The 23834-nt window shown below is 45.4% G+C and carries 22 protein-coding genes; 4 read left to right on the forward strand and 18 right to left on the reverse strand.

Translation table 11 applies throughout. The features are described 5' to 3' along the window. Positions 1 to 73 precede the first annotated feature (73 nt). From glmS to MHB56_RS11340, 8 genes are all read right to left on the reverse strand, one after another. Positions 74 to 1906, reverse strand: a complete 1833-nt coding sequence (gene glmS, locus MHB56_RS11305; protein WP_076129781.1) for a glutamine--fructose-6-phosphate transaminase (isomerizing) — start codon at positions 1904 to 1906, stop codon at positions 74 to 76. A gap of 640 nt (positions 1907 to 2546) precedes the next feature. Further along, on the reverse strand, positions 2547 to 3887 hold the full coding sequence (gene glmM, locus MHB56_RS11310) for a phosphoglucosamine mutase (protein WP_076129780.1): 1341 nt from the start codon (positions 3885 to 3887) through the stop codon (positions 2547 to 2549). Between the two features lie 88 nt (positions 3888 to 3975). Beyond that, positions 3976 to 5436, reverse strand: a complete 1461-nt coding sequence (locus tag MHB56_RS11315; RefSeq protein WP_341143596.1) for a CdaR family protein — start codon at positions 5434 to 5436, stop codon at positions 3976 to 3978. Further along, positions 5429 to 6259: a diadenylate cyclase CdaA gene (cdaA, locus tag MHB56_RS11320; protein WP_036681290.1), complete on the reverse strand. Its 831-nt coding sequence runs from the start codon at positions 6257 to 6259 to the stop codon at positions 5429 to 5431. Before cdaA ends, MHB56_RS11315 begins: the two co-directional genes overlap by 8 nt. Positions 6260 to 6473: 214 nt before the next feature. Further along, the gene (locus tag MHB56_RS11325) at positions 6474 to 7088 is read right to left on the reverse strand and encodes a zf-HC2 domain-containing protein (RefSeq protein ID WP_036681404.1); all 615 of its coding nucleotides are present in this window, start codon (positions 7086 to 7088) and stop codon (positions 6474 to 6476) included. 121 nt (positions 7089 to 7209) lie between these two features. Continuing rightward, positions 7210 to 7776 carry an RNA polymerase sigma factor SigW gene (gene sigW, locus MHB56_RS11330; RefSeq protein ID WP_036681288.1) on the reverse strand — a complete coding sequence of 189 codons (567 nt, stop codon included), beginning with the start codon at positions 7774 to 7776 and terminating at the stop codon, positions 7210 to 7212. 513 nt (positions 7777 to 8289) lie between these two features. After that, positions 8290 to 11082, reverse strand: a complete 2793-nt coding sequence (ppc, locus tag MHB56_RS11335) for a phosphoenolpyruvate carboxylase (RefSeq protein WP_038573414.1) — start codon at positions 11080 to 11082, stop codon at positions 8290 to 8292. Positions 11083 to 11316: 234 nt separating this feature from the next. Next, positions 11317 to 12210 carry a LysR family transcriptional regulator gene (locus MHB56_RS11340; protein ID WP_076129777.1) on the reverse strand — a complete coding sequence of 298 codons (894 nt, stop codon included), beginning with the start codon at positions 12208 to 12210 and terminating at the stop codon, positions 11317 to 11319. A 165-nt stretch (positions 12211 to 12375) separates the two neighbouring features. On the opposite strand from MHB56_RS11340, the gene MHB56_RS11345 reads away from it, so the two are divergent. The 4 genes from MHB56_RS11345 (at position 12376) to MHB56_RS11360 (ending at position 17506) form a co-directional block, all read left to right on the forward strand. Next, positions 12376 to 13344, forward strand: coding sequence for an ABC transporter ATP-binding protein (locus MHB56_RS11345; protein WP_076282707.1), 969 nt, complete (start codon positions 12376 to 12378; stop codon positions 13342 to 13344). Between the two features lie 90 nt (positions 13345 to 13434). After that, the gene (locus MHB56_RS11350; protein ID WP_341144371.1) at positions 13435 to 14514 is read left to right on the forward strand and encodes an ABC transporter substrate-binding protein; all 1080 of its coding nucleotides are present in this window, start codon (positions 13435 to 13437) and stop codon (positions 14512 to 14514) included. A 5-nt stretch (positions 14515 to 14519) separates the two neighbouring features. Further along, positions 14520 to 16199 (forward strand): ABC transporter permease, encoded by a 1680-nt coding sequence (locus MHB56_RS11355; RefSeq protein ID WP_076274762.1) that lies wholly within the window; start codon positions 14520 to 14522, stop codon positions 16197 to 16199. Beyond that, complete coding sequence (locus MHB56_RS11360) at positions 16196 to 17506, forward strand: MBL fold metallo-hydrolase (RefSeq protein ID WP_076274761.1); 1311 nt, start codon at positions 16196 to 16198, stop codon at positions 17504 to 17506. The genes MHB56_RS11355 and MHB56_RS11360 overlap by 4 nt, the downstream gene beginning before the upstream one ends. A 103-nt stretch (positions 17507 to 17609) precedes the next feature. Here MHB56_RS11360 and MHB56_RS11365 read toward each other — a convergent pair whose 3' ends face one another. From MHB56_RS11365 to MHB56_RS11410, 10 genes are all read right to left on the reverse strand, one after another. Beyond that, positions 17610 to 17891 carry a holin gene (locus MHB56_RS11365; RefSeq protein WP_076099882.1) on the reverse strand — a complete coding sequence of 94 codons (282 nt, stop codon included), beginning with the start codon at positions 17889 to 17891 and terminating at the stop codon, positions 17610 to 17612. A 12-nt stretch (positions 17892 to 17903) separates the two neighbouring features. Then, entirely contained in the window at positions 17904 to 18596 is a 693-nt protein-coding gene (locus tag MHB56_RS11370) for a M15 family metallopeptidase (protein WP_341143597.1), read from the reverse strand. Further along, positions 18597 to 19001 carry a hypothetical protein gene (locus MHB56_RS11375; protein WP_076303132.1) on the reverse strand — a complete coding sequence of 135 codons (405 nt, stop codon included), beginning with the start codon at positions 18999 to 19001 and terminating at the stop codon, positions 18597 to 18599. It lies immediately after the preceding gene. Positions 19002 to 19097: 96 nt separating this feature from the next. After that, a complete protein-coding gene (locus MHB56_RS11380) occupies positions 19098 to 19232 on the reverse strand; it encodes a hypothetical protein (protein ID WP_256721100.1) in 135 nt (44 codons plus the stop codon). A 46-nt stretch (positions 19233 to 19278) separates the two neighbouring features. Continuing rightward, entirely contained in the window at positions 19279 to 19611 is a 333-nt protein-coding gene (locus tag MHB56_RS11385; RefSeq protein ID WP_076282710.1) for a hypothetical protein, read from the reverse strand. A gap of 18 nt (positions 19612 to 19629) precedes the next feature. Then, a complete protein-coding gene (locus MHB56_RS11390; RefSeq protein WP_076303131.1) occupies positions 19630 to 21423 on the reverse strand; it encodes a hypothetical protein in 1794 nt (597 codons plus the stop codon). Positions 21424 to 21434: 11 nt separating this feature from the next. After that, the gene (locus MHB56_RS11395; RefSeq protein ID WP_341143598.1) at positions 21435 to 22046 is read right to left on the reverse strand and encodes a putative phage tail protein; all 612 of its coding nucleotides are present in this window, start codon (positions 22044 to 22046) and stop codon (positions 21435 to 21437) included. Between the two features lie 3 nt (positions 22047 to 22049). Next, entirely contained in the window at positions 22050 to 22385 is a 336-nt protein-coding gene (locus MHB56_RS11400; protein ID WP_076208480.1) for a hyaluronate lyase N-terminal domain-containing protein, read from the reverse strand. Between the two features lie 11 nt (positions 22386 to 22396). After that, positions 22397 to 23419 (reverse strand): DUF2793 domain-containing protein, encoded by a 1023-nt coding sequence (locus tag MHB56_RS11405; RefSeq protein WP_076303129.1) that lies wholly within the window; start codon positions 23417 to 23419, stop codon positions 22397 to 22399. Between the two features lies 1 nt (position 23420). Further along, positions 23421 to 23834 carry a hypothetical protein gene (locus MHB56_RS11410; protein WP_036681259.1) on the reverse strand — a complete coding sequence of 138 codons (414 nt, stop codon included), beginning with the start codon at positions 23832 to 23834 and terminating at the stop codon, positions 23421 to 23423.

Genomic DNA, 23834 nt, shown 5'->3' on the forward strand with positions numbered 1-23834 from the left:
GAGTCTAACACTTTATTCATCAGTCTAATACTTTATTTTGTTTTGACACAACTGTACTTTCACATCACCAATTCTACTCCACAGTAACACTCTTCGCCAAGTTACGTGGTTTATCCACATCATGACCCAGCGCAAGAGAAGCATAATAGGACAATAATTGCAGAGGCACTACGGACAAAGCTGCTGTCAGCATTGGCAGTGTTTTAGGAATCACGAACACTTGATCAACTGATCTAAGCAGGTCAGTTAAATGCTCTTGGTGCGTGATTGCCAGCACATCTGCGCCGCGAGCTTTCACTTCTTTGATGTTGCTGACGGTCTTCTCAAGTACAGCTTCCTGAGTTGCCAGGGCAATAACTGGAACCCCTTCTTCGATCAGAGCCAATGTACCGTGTTTCAATTCACCTGCAGCATAAGCTTCGGAGTGAATATAAGAAATTTCTTTCAGCTTCAAGGATCCTTCTTGAGCAACAGCGTAGTCTACGCCGCGGCCGATGAAGAACAAGTTTTTGTGCTCAGAAATTTGTTCAGCATAACCTTTGATCGCTTCTTTTTGAGCTAGGATCTCTTCTACTTGCTCTGGTAGAGATTGCATAGCTGCAAGAATCTTAGTAACTTGTGCTTCGGTTTGTGTACCACGAACTTCAGCCAAGTAAAGAGCAAACAATCCAAATGCGATCAATTGTGAAGTGTAAGCTTTGGTCGAAGCTACTGCAATTTCCGGACCCGCCAAGGTTACCAACACATCGTTTGCTTCCCGAGCAATAGAACTGCCCACTACGTTAGTGATCGCCAATACGTGTGCCCCGTTAGCTTGCGCTTCACGCAGAGCTGCCAAAGTATCTGCAGTCTCACCGGATTGGCTGACTACGATAACCAAAGTTTCTGGAGTCACGATTGGTGAACGGTAACGATATTCCGAAGCGATATCATTCTCAACCGGAATACGAACCAAAGATTCGATCATAGTACGTCCTACCACACCAGCGTTGTATGCCGTTCCGCAAGCAACGACTTGAATGTTACGAATGTTCTTGATTTGTTCTTCAGTCATGTTCAGTTCAGGCAATACAACCTTGTTACCTTCGGCATTGATACGACCACGCATGGTGTCGCGGTAAGCCTTAGGTTGCTCGTGTATTTCTTTCAGCATGAAATGCTCGTAGCCGCCTTTTTCTGCGGTAACTGCATCCCAATCGACAGTAATCATTTCCCGAGAAATAAAATTGCCTTCAATCGTCATCAATTCGACAGCATCTCTTGTCAGCACAGCCATTTCGCCGTCGTTCAAAATATATACGTTACGGGTATATTCAAGCAGTGCCGGAATATCTGACCCGATAAAGTTTTCTCCTTCGCCAAGACCGATAATGAGCGGGCTAGCTTGACGCACAGCCACCAGTTTATCTGGTTCATATTCAGTCAGGACGCCTAATGCAAACGCACCGCGCATGAACGTAATCGCTTTTTGTACAGCCTTCACGATATCTCCGTCATATTCGCGAGCAATCAGATGTGAAATAACTTCTGTATCGGTTTCAGAGACAAAGTGGCATCCGCCAGCGATCAGCTCTTCTTTCAGATCCAGATAGTTTTCGACAATACCGTTGTGAACTACCGAGAACTTCATGCTGTTATCCGTATGTGGATGTGAATTCTCATCGGATGGTTTACCGTGAGTCGCCCAGCGTGTGTGTCCGATACCTGCGCTACCTGCCAGCGGGCTGTCTTCGAGCTTCGACTGCAGATTCGCCAAACGGCCTTGAGCTTTCACTACTTGCAGTCCTTCTTGGGTGAATACAGCAATACCAGCGGAATCATATCCACGATATTCCAATTTCTTCAAACCCTCAACCAAGATCCCCTGCGAATTCTGATTACCAATATATCCTACAATACCACACATTATAATTTCCCCCGTCCGAGTTATCGTAATGTGGCGGCATAAGGAAAGAAACGTGCCGTGCGGCATGTTTTTGAGAAAAAGCAAATATTCTGTTGTATTTTAGGATCAACAAAATAAACTGTCACTTACATTCTAATGTTCATGAAATGCACAGCCTTCTCCTCTGCCGTGGCAGAAATAACGTGTTTCCTTCTGATGCGCGCACACATGAATAATATAATTTGTTGCACCCATGAAAACGTTGTGTGAAAGGTCGCCCTTTCATTTTCCGTATCCATTTACGGCTCTGGTGCATCACCGGGAGGTCCCCGCCGAACATTTCGAACACCTCCACCTCGTCAGCTTACGTCTGCCGTGATCCGTTCAAGCCATAGCCTACATAACAAGTAAGCAGCTTTCCCTTCTCCCCCGCGCTAGACCAAGCTCTGGCGCTTGCTATTGCTAACCTCACAATCCCCGCTTTCCTTCTAGAATGACACTTAATCTATTATATGCACCTTGTTGTACTTTGGCAATGGCGCATCAACCTAAATTTTACAAAAGCAGTTCAAACGATCCAATCCTAAAATAAAATAACACTGGTGCAACGAGTCCGAATCGCTCTCGCTCACTGCACCAGCCTTATAGTTAAGGTAATGGATTATACCAATTCGCGTTGAACTACTTCCACAATTTGATTCACATAAAGATCTAGATCTGACTTATCTGGTCCCTCTGCCATAACGCGGATTAGAGATTCCGTACCTGACGGACGTACAAGCACACGGCCATTGTCACCTAGCTTACCTTCAACTTCAGCGATAGCCGCTTCTATAGCCGGGTTATTAGGGTAATTAGTCTTATCCTGTACACGAACATTAACCAGCACCTGCGGGTATTTAGTCATCATACTCTTAACTTCGCTAAGCTGTTTGCCTGTAGCCTTAAGCGTATCTACCAGCTGAATAGCTGTAAGAATACCATCACCAGTTGTATTGTAATCCAGGAAAATAACATGTCCAGACTGTTCTCCGCCTAGATTAAAGCCCCCACGACGCATTTCTTCCATAACATAACGATCCCCTACAGCTGTCTTAGCAGTATTCAGGGATAATTTCTCGGTAGCTTTATAGAATCCGATGTTACTCATAACAGTTGATACAATCGTGCTATCCTTCAGCTTACCTGCACGGTTCATGGCATCACCACAAATACAAAGGATAAAGTCGCCATCGACTTCATCACCGTTATTATCAATAGCGATCAGGCGGTCAGCATCTCCGTCAAAAGCAAGTCCCAGATCGGCTCCATGACGCAAGACTTCTTCACGCAAAGTCTCTGGATGTGTCGAACCAAATCCATCATTAATATTCAATCCATCTGGCTCAGCCCCGATAGAAATAACCTCAGCGCCAAGCTCTCTGAACAGTCTTGGAGCAAGCTCATACGCTGCGCCATGCGCACAGTCCAGTACAACCTTGATTCCCTTAAAGTCCTGAGAAATGGTAGTTTTCAAATACTCCAGATAAAGATACTTAGCATCATTATCTACGGTAACCATACCTAAACCCGAACCGATAGGACGTGGCAATTCATCTACCTCAGCATCCATAAGCTCTTCAATGCGCAGTTCAGTTTCATCTGTAAGCTTGAAGCCATCCCCACCAAAGAACTTAATGCCGTTATCCTCTACAGGATTGTGAGAAGCTGAAATCATGACGCCTGCGTCTGCTTTTAACAATCTCGTAATATAAGCAACAGCAGGGGTACTCACTACGCCTATACGGATTACATCGGCTCCAATAGACAATAAGCCCGCTATCAGCGCGGATTCCAATAAAGGACCGGAAATACGTGTATCCATTCCGATAACAACCTTCGGTTTATCCAAGTTACCCGCTAGTACATATCCTCCACAACGGCCAATACTATAAGCCATTTCTGCAGTCAATTCACGGTTTGCTACTCCCCGCACACCGTCAGTTCCAAAATACTTCCCCATTATTTTTCTCCTTTGAATACGCTACGTTAGCTTAATGTACTATCATATGAATTGCATACTATTTTGGTGTACCTCTGGGCTCAAAAGATTACGTCCCGCCTGTACCTACAGGATTCTCGGAATTCGTACTTGTGTTAGCTGTGCCGTTATTCTCCGGATTGCTATCCGTCGGGACAGGCGTTGGTGTTGCTCCACCAGCCTCTCCACTATGCGTGGGCTTCTCCGTAGGTTCCACATCGCCTATAACAGGTTCAGAACTCGGTTCAGGAGTAGCTACACCCCCCGTATCCGGATGAGGCGTAGGGACTGGTGCTGCAGGCGATAGCAGCTGCACGGTCACAGTAAGTGGCACCCCTGCATTGGCTAGTGCGATGAACTTGGGTAATGATACCCGCAAAGAAACCTCGTGAGTTCCAGCTGAAAGTCCGCTAACATCAGCCACAACCCCTATATTTTTCTTATCTAGTTGATCAAGTAAAGCAGGTGCACCCTTTAAGGTAAGCGCAATTTCCTTGCTTGAAGGATTAACAATACTTCCCTCCAAATCATCCCCCACGCCTTGGAGCTTGATAGGTACCGCCTCAATCGTCCGCTCAGCAATTTCTGAGATGGTTAATGAAACATTCACAGCTTCTGGCATAACTTTCTCCGTTCCAGCCGGTGCCTTCAGATCCACCTTTACTTGTTTCGTCCCCGCAGAATCTATTGCACTAAGGTCGACTGTAGCTTCATAAGCAGATAAAGCTTTTAAAGCCTCTGCTTGTCCATACACTACGACCGTTTCCTGCTCAGGGGTCACTTTGGATAATACGAGTGAATCTGGAAGTTGCCCAGTAAAGCCAATCTCCAGCGGCACACTCTTAAAAGGTAAGGTAATCGGCAATTCCACAGATACAGTAGAAGGCTCAATTACAGCATTTTTAATTTCATTTCCGTTATTATCATAAGCGTGTAGCTTCAGCTTTTTTTCTACAAAGGTTTCGTTCTCACCGTTAAGCTCAATAGTCCCTTGTATCTTGGCTACCTTGCTTAGTTCATTATCCGCAAGTGTCACTTTTACAGTATCTGTAGGCTGCAAGACAGGCGTGCCTATTTGATAGCCCGCTGCAGGTTTTCCCTTTGTAACCAATGTTATGGGAAAAGACTTCGTGTTTCGCGGTTCTACATGTACAGTAACCTCTTTAGGATTCATTCTTACCAGAGATACACCTTTGGGTAATTTATAGTAAAGTGGCAACGTGGTGTCCCCAGGTTCAACCTTACTCAGATCAAGCATCACTTTATAGTCATCCGAGAACTGAAAGGAGATATCGGAATTTTTACCCGCTACCTCCAGACTGACACTATCGACAGCCAAGGGTTCAAGGACATATTTGTCCTCGTCAAGGCCGGTCACTTCAATCTTCACATTCTCAATAGTTTTTGTTTTAATATCCACTGTTGTCTGTCCAGAAGGCGCAGTATCGACATGAACCATCGTAAACAAAATGATCCCAAACACAAGGGCCAGAATCTTATTGAAATTGTTATTATTCATCCACTTATCCATGATTCTTGTCCCCCTTCCGTTTCCAGAAAGTTGAACCCTTCTCCTTCAGCGATGAACTTACACTAAGCTCTTGATGGAGCTTCGATATCATGGATTCTTCCTTAATGTCTCTAACGATCTGGCCATTGATGGCAAGGGAAATCTGCCCTGTCTCCTCTGAGACAATGACAGACACCGAGTCCGCAACCTCACTTATTCCTATAGCAGCCCGATGCCGGGTTCCCAGTTCTTTGCTGATAAAAGGATTCTCGGACAAAGGCAAGTAACAAGCAGCCGCAGCAATCTGATTTCCCTGCATAATAAGGGCTCCGTCATGCAGAGGTGTATTGGGAATAAAGATGTTAATAAGCAATTCGGAGCTTACCAGGGAACGCATGGGTATACCTGACTCTGTATATTCGTTTAGCCCCGTCTCCCGCTCAAAAACGATTAACGCCCCTATTTTTCTGCGAGATAAATAATTCACGGCTTTAATCACTTCGCCGATTAACTTACTGATCTCTTCGTCACTTTCTCCAGCCCGTCCGAAAAATCTGCCCCGTCCAAGCTGCTCCAGTCCCCTTCGTAGTTCCGGCTGAAAAATGATAAAGACAGCTAGGACCCCGAAAGTAAACATTTGATTCATTAGCCATTTAAGTGTATACAAGTCCAAGATTGTGCTTACCGCCCAAATCAAGACCAGAACCAGTATCCCTTTTAAAAGCTGAATCGCCCGCGTCCCGCGTACCATATTAAGCACTTTATAAATAATGTAACTGACGATTAGGATATCAATTATATCTTTAATGGAATCTTTCCATGTTAGCTCAGTAAAATAACTCATTGCCTAAAACCCCCGTCATTTCAAATTAGCTGGGTTTATGTAAAATGTCTGTTAGCTCTGTATCATATCTAGGTTATAACGTTCGGGCTTCAGTTGCAAGTTTAGTCCCTCAATCCTTTCCGAAACCACCCAATTTAAGGAAACAAAAAAGCGCCATCTTTCCGGAAAAAGAGGCGCTAATTAATATTCCTGCTCAAGGTAACCACTGCCCGCATTAACGGTAGGCAACTTCAGAGAACATGTTCGTCACTTTATACCAGAACCAGCTTACTGCCTGGTCTATGCTTTTGACTTGCCCAGAAATATGAGCTGTTGAAGCCTGATATAGAGATCCGTCAATGACTGTCACGTTGCCGTTCACTTCTCCATATACCTGTGCTTTACCGTTCTCTATGGTAAGGTCTCCGGTAATTATTTTGCCGGAAGGTACAATTACAGTATCCCCTTTGATGACCACTTGATCCAAATCAACACCTCTAACTACAAGTTGTCTGTCTGGACTCCAAAAAGTTACGGTGCTCATCAGCATAACGACAAGGAATAGAGATGCCGCTGTAAGTGCAGGGTGCCTCTTGATCCAGGTAATAAAGGCTTTTTCTTTCTTAGTCTTTGGCAATGAACTCATTATCCGGCTCACAAGATCATCTGAAGCTACAGGATTCTGATGCATTAGGGAGAACATCAACATATCTGTCTGTTCCAATTCTTTAAACTTTGCACGGCAATCTGGACAGGATAGAAGATGCTCCTTCAATTCCCTCTGCTGCTGTTCGGGCAAGTCGTCATCCAAGTAGTCATGCATCATAGAGACGGCCAGTTTGCATTCCATAGGAGCCAATCCTTTCATGAGTGCTATTTAATTATCCTAAGACAAAGGGTCAGGACACATAAGACTTGCTTAACTTACATACGTCGCTCTCGAAAAGATGTTTCATAAATAAAATCTATTTTTACATTTTTGGGCCTAATTTTTTACGCAAAAATTCACGGCCTCGGTGTACACGCGTCTTAATCGTGGTCACGGGCATATCCAGGACATCACTAATCTCCTGAAGGGACAGATCCTGCAGGTATCTCAGAATCATCACCGACCTGTATTTCACAGGCAAACTGTCAATCGCTTCATAGATTAGCCCCTGCGTCTCAGAGAGCAATAGTTCGGTCTCAGGTGTCACATTGTCGCTCGGAATCAACGAATAGCCATCAAGGCCCTCCTGATCGTTCATTTCAGCATCCAGCGAATAGGTTGGTTTTCGTTTACGCAATCTATCAATACAGAGGTTCGTTCCAATCCGGTAAATCCATGTGGAGAACTTCTGTTTATCATCATAACGATCCAAATTCCTATACACACGCAAAAAGGTCTCCTGAACAATATCCTCCGCCTCATGGCGATTGTTCAACATCCTGTAAGCTAAATGATATATTTTGTCTTTATATAGTTCCACAAGCTCGGCAAATGCCCTTTGGTCGCCCTTCAAGGCGAGCTTTGTCAATCTGCCTTCCAAATTCTCCACCTGTTAACTCCCCCAGACTTGCCGCCCTTGGTATTTCTTCGCAAATATCCACGGTACAAGCAATTAAATCGTAATTCAAGTTTGTGTAAAAATCAAGGATTGTATTGTAACCTTCTATGTAAACTGAGTTAAAAACTGGACAAGTTGGTATAGGCGATTAAGTGCAGCTCCGAGAAATATTTGGACTTCCGGTCGCTGTTATCCTCACATTTCCTGATTATAAACCGCATATAGCGGTCGAAATCTGAGGATAAAGGCGAACGCTGGCGCTCCTACAGTTCCAAATATCCTCTACGCTGCTCCATCACCGAAGTAATAAGTGCCACGTTAATTACCTCCGATTACATCTCGGTTACTTGGGTAGGGTAATAAAGAAATATCGGGTATGACTCTCCAATATTTAGGAACAAATAAAGTTCACAGCAGCAATATACAGTTTATGATCACAACAACTTGTATTAGGCAAAAAAAGTCCGCCCCAAATAGGGCGGACTTTTTGTTGTTAAGACTATATCAGCCGGTATTCCGAAGACCGGCGGCAATGCCGTTGATGGTAAGCAATACTTCGCGAAGCAGCTCGCTATCATCTCCATCAATTTCACGGAGCGCTCTAAGCTCAGATAGCAATTGAACCTGCAGGTAGCTAAGCGGATCAACGTATGGATTGCGGAGTCTGATCGACTCTTGAATCACAGGAACGTTATCCAGAATATCCTGCTGGCCTGTAATCTTCAGGATTAGCTCAGAGGTCAAATTAAACTCATCTTCAATCTGGCCAAAGATCCGTTGACGTGCTTCCTCGTTCTTGCCCATGCTGGCGTATTCCTTAGCAATGATCAAGTCCGCTTTTGAAATAGCCATTTGCAGCGTATCTATCAGTGTAGTAAAGAATGAGAAGTTCTCATACATATGTTGCATTATCTTCAGATTCTCTTCCTTACCCTCATAGAAACTCTGCAGTCCGGTTCCAGCAGCGTACCAGGCTGGGAGCAAATAACGGCTTTGTGTCCATGCAAATACCCAAGGAATTGCGCGCAGATCTTCAAAACGATCGCTGTTCTTCCGTTTGGAAGGACGGGAACCGATATTAAGCTCTCCTACCTCAGGCAGAGGTGTTGATTCTTTGAAATAAGTCAGGAAATCCGGATCACGGAAGATCAAATCCTGATATTTGTTCAGCGAGACTTCAGAAATCCGGGCAACAATCTCTTCCCATTTCTCTTCATAAAGATCCGCTTGTGGCACTCTCGCACTAATTGCTGCAGTTACAAGTGCAGATGTCGCTTGCTCCAGACTGCGGTAAGCAATCCCTTGCATCGAGTAACGGGAGGAGATCACTTCTCCCTGCTCGGTAATCTTAATCCCGCCGCCAATTGTCGAAGCTGGCTGAGCAAGAATACTGCGGTTAAGTGGCATACCCCCGCGGCCGAGCGCTCCACCACGGCCATGGAAGAACTTCAGCTTGATTCCGAACTTATCCGCTGTCGCTGTAATTTCTTTTAGGGCAACACGCAGTTCCCAGTTAGCAGTAACCACGCCGCCATCTTTATTACTATCTGAATATCCAAGCATGATTTCCTGCAAATCATTCATTGCTCTTACCGCATCACGGTAGATCGGCATATTGAGCAGTGTGTTCATAATTTGCGGTGCTTCATGCAAGTCATCAATCGTTTCAAAAAGTGGCACAGCTTGCAGGGTACATACAACTGTACCGTCGTTATCCTTGCGGAATAGTCCTACCTCTTTGGCGAAGACCATAACCTCCAGAATATCACTCGCAGCTTCAGCCATACTGATCAGATAACTGGTGATACATTGTTTGCCGTACTCTTCCTGCGATGCGAAGATCGTCCGGTAAACCGCCAGACACTCCTCTGTACTTTCAGTATACGTCTGGTAAGAAGAGGTCAACGGACGTGGATCATTCAGCAATTTCTCCAGCAGATCAATCTTCTCGATCTCCGTCAACTTAGAGTAGTCCGGCGAAATGTTCATCTTCGCCAAAATTTCTGTCATGGCATTCTCATGTTCTTGACTGTGTTGACGCACGTCAAGAGTTGCCGTATGGAATCCGAACAGCTCCACTTGGCGGATTAGCTTTTTAATATAAGTATCGGCCACATAGTCGGCGTAGTGATGCCGTAGACTGCGGTCAATGACATTCAAATCATCTATGAACTCCTCAGGTGTAGCATAACGCTCAGGAGTATCTTTTTTCTCATCATCCAAAACATTTTGTGTCTTAGAGATCATGTAGCTAAGTTTAATACGGTAAGGTTCATTGTCATTGCGCCATTCTTCCATCTTGCCTAGGTTAATGATCTGACGATCAGCTTCGATGGATTCTACGAGCTCAGGCGTCACTTTAACAATACTTGTGCTAAAGCTTAGATATTTCATGAGTTCACGCATAATACGCTGATATTCACGAATGGCCAGCTTACGCTGCATGCGTAAAGTCTGCGCAGTGACTGTTGAGGTTACCGATGGGTTACCATCACGGTCTCCGCCAATCCATGATCCAAAACGTAAGTAGGTTGGCACATGCCAATTCTGTCCTGGATAATATTTGCTCAGACAGCGTTCAAGCTCTTGATACACGTCAGGCAATACATGGAAAATCGTCTCATGAAAATAGTACATTCCATTACGCACTTCATCGAGTACTGTAGGCTTGCGGTCACGCAGCTCATCCGTTTGCCAAAGCGTAATCACTTCATTCAATAACTTCTCGCGAAGCTGTTCACGTTCACGGAAAGTTAAAGTAGGGTTATCAAGACCCATAACATCATCGGATATCCGTTTATGAATATCGAGAATCGCACGGCGCATAGCTTCCGTTGGATGTGCCGTCATTACAAGTTCCAGAGACAATCCTTCAATAATCTCGTTGACTTCCTCATGAGAGAAATCACGTTCACGAAGCTCTTGAATAGCGCTTTCTATAGAACCGGGTTGTACTGTCTCCCCAGCTGAACGTTCATAGTCACGTTTACGGCGAATCCGGTGGTTCTGTTCGGCAATATTCACCAATTGAAAATAAATGGCGAACGCTCTTATTACCTGATGACGGTTCTCCGGATCCAAAGAATTGATTAACTCCTTAAATTCACTATGCAGTTCAGGTAAAAATAGTGAGCGTAGCGATTTACTGGTCTCGCGGATCTTCTCCACGATCTCTAGCAGTTCGTTACCGCCTTGGTGAACCAAGACCTCTCCTAAAATGTTCCCCAAGAACCGTACGTCCCGTCGCAGCAGATTGTTAGAGTTGCTTTTGCTGACGGTAGTCGTAAGTTCGGTCATGCTGCTCCCCCCATTCTCTTCCGGATCAATGTGTTAAGTTTGTCTGTCTAAATATCGTCTATTAAAGCTTCCTCATATCATACAATAAAACCGTTTGAAAATCTGCAACTTTTTTGTGCTGTAAAGCGACACAGCACCTAAGATTATACACCAATTTCTGAATTTATACAGTCCTTATATTTTATGTATTCTTTCATATATATAATGGCTCTATCGTATATTCTCTATGTATGCTTATATTCGAATTGTGCGGAGCTGGTCAATGAACAGCCCAATTAAAGGAGAATAATGGCGATCACGGTTATACGAATAATAAATATGTCTTTCAAAATTATAATCCGGAATGGCTCGCATTAGCAATCTTCCTCTGGCTACCTCGTCCTCCACAGCAAGGCGTGAAATAAATGAAACATGTTGTCCACTCATGAGCGATTGCTTAATTGCCTCCAGTGAATCGAGTAAAATATGCGGTTTTGATTCTTTTCCCTCTCGTTCAAACCATTTATCCGTCAACTGGCGTGTGCTTGATTCCTTGTCATGTAAAATAAAGCTCGCTGAAGCAATCATCGCCGAGTTTAAATTAGAAAATCCGGCAAAATCATGTGTAGGTGCAAAAACAAGGACAAGCTCATCCTCACATAAGGCTTGAGTATGCAGATCAGGCAGATAAAAAGATTCCGTAGACAAAATACCAAGATCAATCTCATGGCTGGCAAGCATTTCTTTGATCACCGGTGAAGGCTTAACCGATAAAGAAATGGTAATCCCCGGATGCTGTTCGCCAAACTGCCCCAATATTTGTGGAAGAATATAAGTAGCTGGAACATAACTGGCGCCAATTTTCAGTGTCCCCCGACCTGCCTGACTGAACTCTTTTACCACCCGCTCCGCTTCCGCAGCAAGCGCATTGATTTTGATCGCATAATGAAGAAAAGCTTTGCCACTCTCCGTAAGAATCATTTTATCCATTCTGGATTCAAATAACTTCTCCCCCAATTGCTGCTCTAAATTCTTCAAATGATACGTAACGGTGGGCTGCTTTAGTCCGAGTTTATCTGCTACCGTGGTAATTTTTTTATGTTTATTCAGCAGTTCTACAATTTCCAGCTTCATTAGATTAAGGTTCATTCTCTTCCACTCCCTCGCCTTTTCCTAAACGGTAACATAGAAGAATTCTATGAATGTTAAAATAAATCGGCAAAAAAGTTAATATCACAGTTACATTCAGCAAATATAGCGGGAATTCTTTACCTTTACACTAAGAACAAGCTTAAGAACAGGCAGGTAGATAGAATGAAGGAAATTACAATCCACAGATTGGAAAAGAAATTCGGAGATGTGCATGCCTTGAAGGCTGCAGATCTGAAGATTCCCGCTGGAAGCTTTACGACATTACTCGGTCCTTCAGGTTGTGGAAAGACGACACTACTCCGTCTGATTGCTGGGCTGGAAACACCGGATGCAGGAGAAATTCTGATCGATGATGAGTTTATTTTTTCAGGCAACAAAAGAATTAGCCACCCCATTCATCGCCGTAACTTTGGCATGGTTTTTCAAGATTTCGCCCTCTGGCCGCATCTGACTGTGTTCGAGAATGTAGCCTTCGGCCTTCGAGCTTCCAAACAAAAAAAGAATTTACGGGTTCGGGTGCAGGAGGCGCTTCGATCGGTCAAGCTGGAGGGGCTGGAGCTGCGTTTTCCACATCAGTTGTCTGGTGGACAACAGCAGCGGGTTGCTTTTGCCAGAGCCGTAGTCATGCGCCCTCAGCTTGTATTATTCGATGAGCCCTTAAGTGCGCTGGATGCGGTCTTGCGAGACGAAATGAGGCTGGAGTTAATCTCCTTGGTAAAAAACATGGGCATTACAGCCCTGTATGTGACGCATGATCAAACCGAAGCGATGTCTATGTCAGATGAAGTAGTTGTAATGCAAGGTGGTACTATTTTACAAAGTGGATCTCCTGAGGACATTTATCGTAAACCGAGTCATCCTTTTGTAGCCCACTTTATTGGTAAATCCAACTGGATCGTTCCGGATAAACAGATGCTGCGTCCAGAACATTTACGCTGGTCTCAGGAGAATGCTTCCTCTCTTCTTTTTACAGGGACTATTCAGCATGTGAGTTATATGGGGGATCGCTATGAGATCATTCTGGACATGGAGCACAATGGGACTTGGACCGCTTATCATGAGCGGCGCCTACCTGTAGGGGAAAAGATTCAGCTGTACGCTTCAGAGCACCAAATCCATCATCTGAATTAAGCGTCCACTGCATGGAATGGCTCTATATGATGCTGTTCCATGCAGCAAGATGCACACAACAATATTAGGGAGGCAATTACATTGAATCAAATGAAAAAGACAAAAGGGTTAAGTTCACTTCTTCTAACAACTGCACTTGGTATTACTTTAATGGGCTGCGGCTCCTCGAACACCCCTGCGGCTAACGCAAGCAACAACCAAACCGATACTGCGGCGGCGACGCAAACTGAAGCCCCACAACCAACAGAAAAGACACTAAGCGGCAATCTTGTCGTTTACAGTGCAGGCCCTGAAGGCTTAGCTAATAAAATCAAAGACGGCTTTGAAGCCAAAACTGGCGTTAAGGTTGAAATGTTCCAAGGCACTACAGGAAAAATACTTGCCCGCATGGAAGCAGAAAAATCCAACCCGGTCGTTGATGTTGTTGTCCTCGCCTCTCTTCCGTCCATGCAAGGAATGAAAAACGACGGATTATTACTTCCATATAAAGAAGCGATTAATGCAGACAAGCTGGTTAGCGATTGGTCAGATATAGATGAAGGTAACTATTTCAGTTACAGTGCATCCGCACTCGGTATTGTCTACAATACCAAAAAAGTAAGCTCACCGCCGACCTCCTGGGATGACCTCAGCAAAGCGGAATGGAAGGGTGCAGTCAATATCCCTGATCCTTCACTTTCCGGCTCGGCTCTTGATTTCATGACTGGGTATTTAAGTGCTAAAGGGGACAGTGGCTGGGAACTTTTTAAACAATATAAAAGCAATGAAGTAGCTATGGCAGGCGCCAATCAAGAGGCACTTGATCCGGTGATTACCGGTGCTAAATCCGTCGTTGCTGCTGGCGTAGATTACATGGCTTATAAAGCAAAAGCTGACGGAGAACCTGTGGATATCGTCTATCCTGCTGAAGGAACTGTAATCAGCCCTCGTCCGGCTGCGATCATTAAGACAAGCCCGAATGTAGATAACGCCAAGGCTTTTATCGACTACCTTCTCTCCGATGAAGCGCAAGCCCTTGTTGCCAAAGCCTATTTGCTGCCAGGCAGAACTGACGTGAAGGCAGAAAATCGTGCCAATCTTGAAGAAATCAAAACATTTGATGTGAATTGGGAATGGATGAATGAGCACAGCGATGAAGTTTCCTCGACCTTCACACAAATTTTTAAATAAGCGTAATGAATACTAACTCTTTGCGCTCATTTAAATGGGTGAGCGGTGGACTGGCTTTATTTATACTAACCGTGCTCGTGCTGCTGCCACTCCTGCTCATTTTCTGGACCAGTATTTATCCAGAGGGGCATCTCGACATAGCCGCACCACTACGAACCATTATGGCGAGTAATGACCTAGTAGAGGTGCTGCTGAATTCTATCGGGCTTGGGGTAAGCGTTATTTTGCTAACTACGTTGTTTGCGCTGCCTCTAGCCTGGATTATGGCAAAAACCGACTTAGGGCGCCACAACTGGCTGGATGTCGTGCTGTTAATTCCATTTATGACGCCGCCTTACATTGGTTCTATGGGCTGGATGTTGTTTATGCAGACGGGTGGGTATATGGAGCAGTTTCTGCCCTCCTCCTCCGTGTTGACACCGTATTTCTTTAGTTATGGGGGTATGGTGCTGATCATGAGCCTTCATCTGTTCCCTTTCTTGTATTTGCTGCTGCGCAATGCGCTTTTGCAGATCGGGGGCAATCTGGAGGAAGCAGCCTCGGTTCACGGCGCCCCCTTCTTTTACAGATTTAAAAGAGTGATTATTCCTTTACTGCTCTCTAGCTATGGGCTTGGAGCACTGCTCATCTTCGTTAAAACAATTGCTGAATTCGGTACCCCTGCGACCTTTGGCCGCAGGATCGGCTTTTACGTGCTGACCTCTGAGATCCATAAATATATCTCCAGTTGGCCGATTGATTTTGGTAAGGCTACTTCACTAGCCTCCTTGCTGCTCGGAGTTTGTCTTGTCATGTGGTACATCCAAACTATAATTAGCAGCCGCTACTCTTACCGTCTGATCGGTGGAAAAGGAACTCGTACTAAACGTTATAAGAGTACAGGAATCGTAGGGTTTCTTAGCTGGGGTTATGTTCTTCTATTGCTTCTGGCATCCATCGGCATTCCTTATTTCTCTATCATAACAGCCTCATTATTGAAGCTTCGGGGAGAAGGTGTATCCTGGAGCAATCTAACCTTAAAACATTATGCAGAGCTGTTATCCCCGGGCTCACAAGGACTTGAGGCCTTATTAAATAGCTTCACATTAGCTATCGTTGCTTCCAGTATCGCTGTTATTCTCGGGACTTGGTTTGCCTTAACGGTAGGAAAAGGGGCTACATTCAAGCAGAAAATTACAGATTTATTCAGCTTGCTTCCAAATACAGTCCCTGGAATTGTAATTGTAGTAGGGCTAATTCTGCTGTGGAATGCCCGCTGGATGCCTATCCCGCTCTATAATACCTACTGGATGGTTGTACTGACTTATGTCGTACTTTTCCTTCCTTATACTGTTCAGTATGTAAAAGCAAGCTATGGGCAAATCGATTCCTCTCTGATGCAAGCGGGACAAGTATTCGGAGGTAGTAAGCTGTATGTGTTCCGCCGTATCCTGCTTCCCCTCATCCTTCCGGGGATGGTGGCTGGCTGGATGATGACCTTCACCATTTCCAATCGGGAACTGGTAGCCTCATTACTCATTCTTCCGCCTTCAATGCAGACCTCGGCAACATATATTTTCGCCCAGTTTGAACAAGGTGCGGTAGCGATGGGGATGGCCATGGCTGTAATTTCAGTAGGTATCACCACCATACTACTATTAGTCTTAGAATATTTAAGCCCAGATAGAAAGCGGAGACAACAATGAGCAGACTAACGATTTGGGGAGGGGCCGGAGAACATGGCCGTTCCTCCTATCTTTTGCAGGGCAAGGATTCACGAAATGGCATCCTGCTCGATTGTGGCGTAAAAAAAGAAGGCCCAGGGGAATACCCCCTACTTGATAAGGATATCATTCCACATTTGCAGGCAGTATTTCTGTCTCATGCTCATGAGGATCATTCCATAGCGCTGCCCTTACTTTATAAACACGGATACAGAGGGAAGGTATGGACTACTAGATCCACCTCATTACAGCTTCCTGATTATTTCGAGGCCTGGGATAAATATGTGGCGGCTCAATCCGCCCCGCTCCCCTATGAGGAAACGGATAAAGAAGCTATTCAATTCAAGTATTTAGAGGAGCATGTCTCCCCTCAAACTTGGCTGACGCTTGCGCCTAACCTTCGAGTTCAATGGGGACGTAGCGGGCATTTAGCAGGTTCGGTTTGGCTGGTTATCCAATGGGACGGAAAATTCATATATTTCTCGGGGGATTATACAGAGGAGTCGCAGCTGCTCACGGCAGACACCCCAGCAATTATGGAAGCCGAAGCTAAAAATGTGGCTGATCTGTCCATTATCGATGCCGCTTATGGGGCTGATCCTGATGAGCAGCTTGTAAAATTACAGCAATTAGAGATAGCCATCCATAACACCTTGCAAAAAGGGGGCTCAGTCCTCCTTCCTGTGCCTATCCATGGCAGAAGCCAGGAATTGGTCGTATGGGCAAATGAATGTTTTCCAGATCATCAATTGATCGTTGAAGAAGTACTCGTCGCTCCTTTACGAGCATTAAGCGACAAGGTGGAATGGCTGAAAGAGGACGCTATTCAGCGTGTAAATGCGCTTTTTAACAGAAAAAACTTGTGTGTTGTATCTAATTCGGACGAACGCGCGAAGGCAATGCTGAATCTTAAGGGAGCTATCGTATTCACCAATGACGGGATGATGCAGTCGGCAAAAGCACAAGAATACTTTCAGCAACTCTCTGTTTCTCCAGACAACCATGTGATTTTTACGGGACATTTAGCGGCCGGAAGCTTTGGACATCGTCTTGTTGAGCAAGCTATGATCGGAGAATCTAGCAGCGTACGCTGTACAGTCTCACTTATCCGCTATAAAGTCCATCAAGGTTTGCCGGACATTCGCAAAATGCTCCAAACGATTCCCAGCCACCGGACAGTGCTCGTCCATGCTCCCAAACCACATATCGACCAAGTAGCTTCTATATTAAAAGGAGAAGGTTTCACAGGACTATATTCTTTACAACCCGGCAGCACGCTTTCGTTCTGAAACTTATTTATGTAATATCATGAGAAAAACAATGGGGCTCTTCCTTAGGTCTTTTTCAGACTTTTTGGAACAGCCCTTTTTATAATTCGTACCTATTATCCACTTACCCTTTCGTCGTGCCCGGGCGATCCTTAAAAGCTAGCTCAAACAACCCGGTTGCAGATAAGCCTGCAAGACCCCCAGCCCAAAGGCGAAGCACTAAATCAAGTTCAGTAAAAGGATACGCTACTACGCCGATGAACAAACCTATCAATAGTCCGATAATCGGTACTGCATTACGCGGGATGTTGATACTATTTTTGACCAACTGAACCAGTGCCAGTACGAATACTGCTAATATAGAGGCGAACGCCATAACATCATCTAAAATTGTTCCAGTTTCCATCCTTTTCCCTCCTTAGTGGCTACTTATAATCTCAACCGTTCGAGTCGCAGAATCATAACCTACCTGAGCACCCAGCGCTTCTGCAATAACACGTACAGGGACGTAGGTGATGCCTTTTTCAAGCACTCCATCTGCAACCTTAACCCCATTAACCTTTACGACAGCAATAACATCACTCTTCAATTCTTCCTCCTCCTTCCGATTGATGACCTTATACGCTGACTCCACCGCAGATGTTGAGGGTTTTGTCCCTGCTCGTAACTGTGTGAGTGTTAACCCAAACGCCATTTGAAAATGGGGGTAATCCTTGAAGCTTGTCCAGTCGCCTCCCCACTCGAAGCCCAGCCCTTTTGCCTCCTTCACAACCTCCTGCCAATCTGCGATCTGGTTGTTATTGCCGTCCCGGCACATATCCCATGACACACTCGATCCATTCGGCAGCAAAAGAGCAAAATCTACGGCCAATCCAAAATTGTGATAGCTATATCCGCCACGTGCATTGGTTACAATCGCTCCGGGCTTAGTGCGCCCTTGTGCATATAGAGCATCCTGCTCGGCAATTGTGCGAAGTCCCTGCGTAATGAGAATGGGGATGTTGAGTTTGTAGCAACGTTCGATTAGAGCAGTAGCAGCGGAACGAACTACGGGGTGTAGGTTGGTTAGGCGTTTACTTGATTTTTCTTTGATTTGGGACAAAGTGAGCATCTATACCCCTCCTTTAAATAAAAAGGCAATAATAGCAAAGATAGTTCCCGCCAGAACGTATTTAAGTAAATCGATAAACACTTTTCGTTCGCTCTTGCTGTCCGTCTGGGATTGTTGCAATAGCTGGAACACACGTGAGTCCAATGTATCCCAACGTCTCATAATCTCGTTAAATTGTATTTTCATTTCTATCGTTGATTGTTTAATTTGCTTCACATCTTCCTCATGGCGTGATTGTTTTTCTTTTAATAATAGAAGCTCATTACTAAAACTTAGATGTTCTGTTCCAAATCTAAAGATCTCTTCTTGGATGACTACTAGTCTACTTTCAACATCTTCTAAACGGTGCTCAATGGGCGCTGCTTCAGCATCGCCTCCTCCTGAATTTACTCCCACAATGGTCATATAACAGCCCCCTTCTAAAGTGATAAATAAAACAGCCCTCGTAGCAGCTACGAGGGCAAAATAAAAACGCCTACTATGCGGCGCTATCTGTAACCTCTATTCATCTTCAGCCAGAAACTCAAGACCGCTGTTCGTCAGAACCTCCAGAACTCCAGCTTTGAGTGTAGACGGCACCTCAGAATACTTGGTCTTCCCCAAGATTACACGCTGTGCAAAAAATATGACTATCATGATATCACCTCCCTTACAAGCCAGCAGCCAACAGAGCAACCGCAGGTCATTTATATAACTGAGCAGCCAGTTCGGATATGACATCCTCAATAAAGTCAAAGCGCTCAGATTGAGCCCTAACTTGTGCCTTAAGCAGTGTGTTTTCACTACTCAGCTGCTCCAGGTTATTCGTTGGTTGAATTGCGATATAGTCATAGTAAAGTTCTTGCAATGGTAGCTTAACCATAAGTACCGAATATGTTCCTGCCACTGCAGTGGCTTCAGGTATTTCATCCACATGGAATCCGTCCACAAAGGAAAGATCAAAATCTTCTGGATTTGAATATATCGCGTCCACTTTACCGACACTATCATCTTGCTTACGATAGGTAACAAACACTCGCATCATCTCCCTTTTCTAGTAATAGATCATATAGCCATTTGCCATTGCTCCCGCGTATCCCGCACCATACGCGCCCGTAATTGTCCCAATAATATTAAGTTCACCCGCAGCGTTGAACTCTGCAGGAAACACTCCATAAGCTCCCATTTGAAGCATACCATCCTCAGCATAAGAGAATGACCATCCGCCTTTCTCACCGTTTCCGTAAGCGTTGCCTCCCCCAGAATTAGTCTGAATAGTGATTAACTTTCTTTGGTTTCTATCAAAGTAAAATCCAGCATACTCATATGTGTTACTCCCACCATAGACTCCACCCAAACTTATTCTTTGTCCCCATTGATTCTGAAGGTAAACAATTACACGATTTGCATTGTTTGATTGCGAGTACGTGTAAAATCTAAAGCTACCACACATAGAGGCAAATGTTGCTCCGGCTGGAATGGTTGCCATTACAGCGGTTCCATCTCCTTGTTGACCTTTTAGAACTAAGCTCACAGCTGATGCTGTACTAGGTTGTAAAGTACCGATCACATTAAACATATTAACACCAGCTTTTATATACTCCGGGTATAAAGGAACTGCCGTCCTTAACATACTTAGGGGTACTTTAATCTCGCCCGCACCAGATCCGCCTTTTCGATAGCCCTCTCTTGGATATACAGCCAATCCGCCATCACCCCAGATTCCAATACCTGTCGCTGGATCCTCCCCGGAGGTGATAACAGGAACAGATCCAGGAACACCAAAGATGGATCTACCAGATAGGATGCTTGATGGTACATAATTGGAATCTGTAGCCAATACTGTTCCGAATCCATCAGCATTTTTACCGGATTCATAGTATCCTGCTGGCGGTTCCATAACCAAGCTCCCGGACCAATCCCCCTTGGCCGAAACTGCGGTAGTATACCCGCCAGCTGCCCCCCTAGTTCTGTCAGGCATAGTGCCATTAGTCCCTGCGATTGTAGTTCCAGCGAGAACCTTATTAGCAGGAACTGGAACGGCTGTGACAGTAATAGCTGTATCATAAATCCCGGCTGGCTTAACAACAGCCGTTGCCCCTGGAGTAACCGTACCACCAGTTTGAACCTGGAGTGTACCTGTAATATCCCCTGCATCTGTTGCCGCCGTTTTTCCTGCGCGAATGTCTCCTGCTACTGCATTACCAGAGCCACCCGCGCTATCTGCCAAAAAATCCGTACCCACACGACGGAACGCATAAGGCTTGCCAGCGATGAGCTTGCCAGCTGCATAAGCTACACCTTTTTGATCTTTAAGAGGCGCTGCTGCAAGGCCGTTAACACTTAATGTAGGGTTTGCCCCATTGGTTACATGAGGGACGATAGTAATACCAAATCCATCCGGTGTGGTCGTAGGTGCTGGAGTAAGAACTGCGATATAGGCTGCAGCCGTACCGCTAGTGGCTGCATATCCCGGTTGACGAATGTAGTCTGCTTTTGCTGCTGCGACAGCTGCATCCGCCTTTGCCTGAGCGCCAGCCGGAGTCTCTTTCGCATTCCATGCTGTCTTTTCTGTGTCAGTAACAAACCGATTACTAGCGTCTTGTGCAATAATGGCTGGTGGGTGGGTAGCCGGGTGCGTATAGTTAGTTGCTCCCGTAGCAATCCCCCCCAGCTTCGTTTTCTCAGCTGCGGTGTAGTCGTTCGTAGATAGCTGTTTGCCTGTTACTTTATCGACCTTGCCATTAACGGCATTGTCCAAAATGTCCATATTCCCGTTCAAATCGGCAATATCAACGATATCTGTTCCCTCTGGCTTTTTTAAGCCCAAATTTCCTGTGGTTTGCATATGTCACTCTCCTATCTATAAGTTCTTAATTCGTTCCAGGTTTTACTGTGAGCACTCTCCCAAGTCAAAGCCTTAACAGAGTCCCACCAGGTATAGCTGAACACAAATTCATAAGCTAAATGCGCAGGTTTAATCTCTTCGATGATTTGAATCAACCCTGCCATATTTGGAGGAATCCCCAGTGTACTCACAAAATGAATCTCAAAACGGTACTCCTCAGGCACTTCCTTTACTTCAACCACTCCACCTGAAAAAGCTGACGCCGTCCGCTGAATCATCTCCGGTGTGGTCGTCCCATTTCCACGCAGCTTTGCCTTAATCATCTCTCGGCGTGTGGCATATGACTTGGATGAATCGATATTTAGTCCAAGCTCAGCTTCCCATCGTCCAAGGCTCACCGTTGCCGTTTCAACAAAAGCCTGATCCAGTACGTCTATAGTGCCCAGCTTCAGTCCACCAATTTCTAGCCCGATGGTCTCCTGAAGCTTCTCCATTTCGCGGACATCCTTGTAATAATCCGGTAAATACTGCATTAGATCAGGCGCCTCGACTTCACCCGGATGGCTCAAATCTTTATCTGCGGAATATAGCAATTCGCTGTATAAAGAGCTGCCGTAAGTCATCCTCTACACCCCCTTTAGTTGATTCCAGGTTAGGGGGCCTTTGGGCAAATAATCATGTGTATGCGCCGCTGGAGGGAATACCGTTGGTTTACCCGCTACCCCCGCCCAAGCTACACTATCCGCTTGTTGTGCAAAATCCACCTTGCCATTGTTATTCGTATCGTAAATGCTTTTCAGCATATCCCCGGTACTCTGCGCGGCTACCAGCAAGACATTACCAGCGGCAGAACCAATGTACAGCTTGCCACTGTCTGTACAATACCCAAGCTCACCAATAGCCAGCGCTCCAATGGCGCTTTCCAAGCCGCGGCGTATTTGAATCAATGTTTTTAGAGCCATTGTCCCGCCCCCTAGAATGTTCCGCCATCAATACTGGCTACGGTAAGTCTATTGCCATTCGCTGCATCATAAATGATGCTGCTTCCATCCACACTTACAACTACACCGGATCCATCTACGGTGATCCCTTTTCCTGCCGTAACCGCAATCGCGTCTGCAGTAACCGTGATTCCATTGCCTGCACCAATATTGAGTGTCACAACATCGGCCTGACCCCCACCAATTAGCCCGTTCCCAGCTGTAATGGTCTGTAGTGCACCACCGGTACGTACCCATGCACTGCCGTTCCAGCTATAAATCTTCTGCTCATCATCGACGTAAGCGGTCCAACCGACGGCAGGAACATAAAATACCCAAGCAGCAGATTGGTACTCCACGATTTGATTCGTTTTCCCCGCCCATGCCCCGGTTGCTCCCGCTGGAATAATGTATCGATCACCCTCAACCGGACTGGCAGGTGGAGCCAGTAGGTTCTGGTCTTTTACCGATGCTTGCGGTTCGATGTTATGCTTGGCCAACTCAATTTCATTTTTAATCTTCTGCGCTGACCACAAGTCTGTAATCGTAGTCCCTGTATCATTGATTGTCCGGTGCTTGGCCACATCATCAATGTGAGTCTTGATCTCAGCGGCAGTCTTTACGTTTGTGCCATCCGATACTTTATTGATATGTCCCGCACTAATATCCGCTTTAAGCACCTTCGCATAGGTTGCTCCATCAGCGATATCATCAATTGTACCTGTCAGATCGGTAAGCTTCTGCGCATTCACCCGCCGCCAAGCTGCCCCATCATCAAAATATAAATATCCGCTATTCGAACCCGTAGTCACGTAATACAAACGACCAACGGATCCTGCAACCGGACGCGAAGCTTCTGGCCCTGACAGCGCCCTGCCGACCATGGAATTGGACGTGCCGTCACCAATATAAACTTCCTTAGTATCACTGCAAAAACCAAGCTCGCCTGCCTTCAACACGCCATAACTCGTTAGCTCAGCCTTTGTACCCCGCTTTATTTGTATGGTCTGTGCCATTTTACACCTCTCTTCTAAATGATCCTCCGTCAATCTGGCCCTTGTTCTTATAACGCTCTATTTCAGTCTGGACAGCAGTAAGACTCACCTGCAAACCGTTAATATCCTCTGCTTCAACCGTATCGCCGGGAGTTTCGTAAGTCACATATACCTCAGGCACATCGGCAAAAATCTTAATCAACCGCCGCCAGGGCGCCTCATCCGGAAAAGACACAGTGAAATTGCGTAGCTCGATCCCGGAATACTGTGACCCTGTGTACACCGCAATGGTCTGATTATTAATATTGTCATGCGCTAGAAGACCACTATAAACGCCATTTACAAGCGGTAATCTCTCTTCGATAACATAACTGCTACCGTTTGCTTTTTTATTAAGTTTTTCTTGAAAAATATCAATTTGCTCTGGATAACCCAT

Source organism: Paenibacillus sp. FSL H8-0315, from assembly GCF_038005365.1.
GTDB classification, from domain to species: domain Bacteria; phylum Bacillota; class Bacilli; order Paenibacillales; family Paenibacillaceae; genus Paenibacillus_AQ; species Paenibacillus_AQ odorifer.

Coding starts and splice junctions, on each gene's coding strand:
- MHB56_RS11390 (WP_076303131.1), bottom strand. CDS start 21,423: ATGCAAACCACAGGAAATTTGGGCTTAAAAAAGCCAGAGGGAACAGAT.
- MHB56_RS11365 (WP_076099882.1), bottom strand. CDS start 17,891: ATGGAAACTGGAACAATTTTAGATGATGTTATGGCGTTCGCCTCTATA.
- MHB56_RS11340 (WP_076129777.1), bottom strand. CDS start 12,210: ATGAACCTTAATCTAATGAAGCTGGAAATTGTAGAACTGCTGAATAAA.
- MHB56_RS11405 (WP_076303129.1), bottom strand. CDS start 23,419: ATGGCACAGACCATACAAATAAAGCGGGGTACAAAGGCTGAGCTAACG.
- MHB56_RS11315 (WP_341143596.1), bottom strand. CDS start 5,436: ATGGATAAGTGGATGAATAATAACAATTTCAATAAGATTCTGGCCCTT.
- MHB56_RS11345 (WP_076282707.1), top strand. CDS start 12,376: ATGAAGGAAATTACAATCCACAGATTGGAAAAGAAATTCGGAGATGTG.
- MHB56_RS11355 (WP_076274762.1), top strand. CDS start 14,520: ATGAATACTAACTCTTTGCGCTCATTTAAATGGGTGAGCGGTGGACTG.
- MHB56_RS11370 (WP_341143597.1), bottom strand. CDS start 18,596: ATGCTCACTTTGTCCCAAATCAAAGAAAAATCAAGTAAACGCCTAACC.
- MHB56_RS11375 (WP_076303132.1), bottom strand. CDS start 19,001: ATGACCATTGTGGGAGTAAATTCAGGAGGAGGCGATGCTGAAGCAGCG.
- glmS (WP_076129781.1), bottom strand. CDS start 1,906: ATGTGTGGTATTGTAGGATATATTGGTAATCAGAATTCGCAGGGGATC.
- glmM (WP_076129780.1), bottom strand. CDS start 3,887: ATGGGGAAGTATTTTGGAACTGACGGTGTGCGGGGAGTAGCAAACCGT.
- MHB56_RS11410 (WP_036681259.1), bottom strand. CDS start 23,834: ATGGGTTATCCAGAGCAAATTGATATTTTTCAAGAAAAACTTAATAAA.
- cdaA (WP_036681290.1), bottom strand. CDS start 6,259: ATGAGTTATTTTACTGAGCTAACATGGAAAGATTCCATTAAAGATATA.
- ppc (WP_038573414.1), bottom strand. CDS start 11,082: ATGACCGAACTTACGACTACCGTCAGCAAAAGCAACTCTAACAATCTG.
- MHB56_RS11380 (WP_256721100.1), bottom strand. CDS start 19,232: ATGATAGTCATATTTTTTGCACAGCGTGTAATCTTGGGGAAGACCAAG.
- MHB56_RS11400 (WP_076208480.1), bottom strand. CDS start 22,385: ATGGCTCTAAAAACATTGATTCAAATACGCCGCGGCTTGGAAAGCGCC.
- MHB56_RS11350 (WP_341144371.1), top strand. CDS start 13,435: ATGAAAAAGACAAAAGGGTTAAGTTCACTTCTTCTAACAACTGCACTT.
- MHB56_RS11395 (WP_341143598.1), bottom strand. CDS start 22,046: ATGACTTACGGCAGCTCTTTATACAGCGAATTGCTATATTCCGCAGAT.
- MHB56_RS11360 (WP_076274761.1), top strand. CDS start 16,196: ATGAGCAGACTAACGATTTGGGGAGGGGCCGGAGAACATGGCCGTTCC.
- MHB56_RS11325 (WP_036681404.1), bottom strand. CDS start 7,088: ATGGAATGCAAACTGGCCGTCTCTATGATGCATGACTACTTGGATGAC.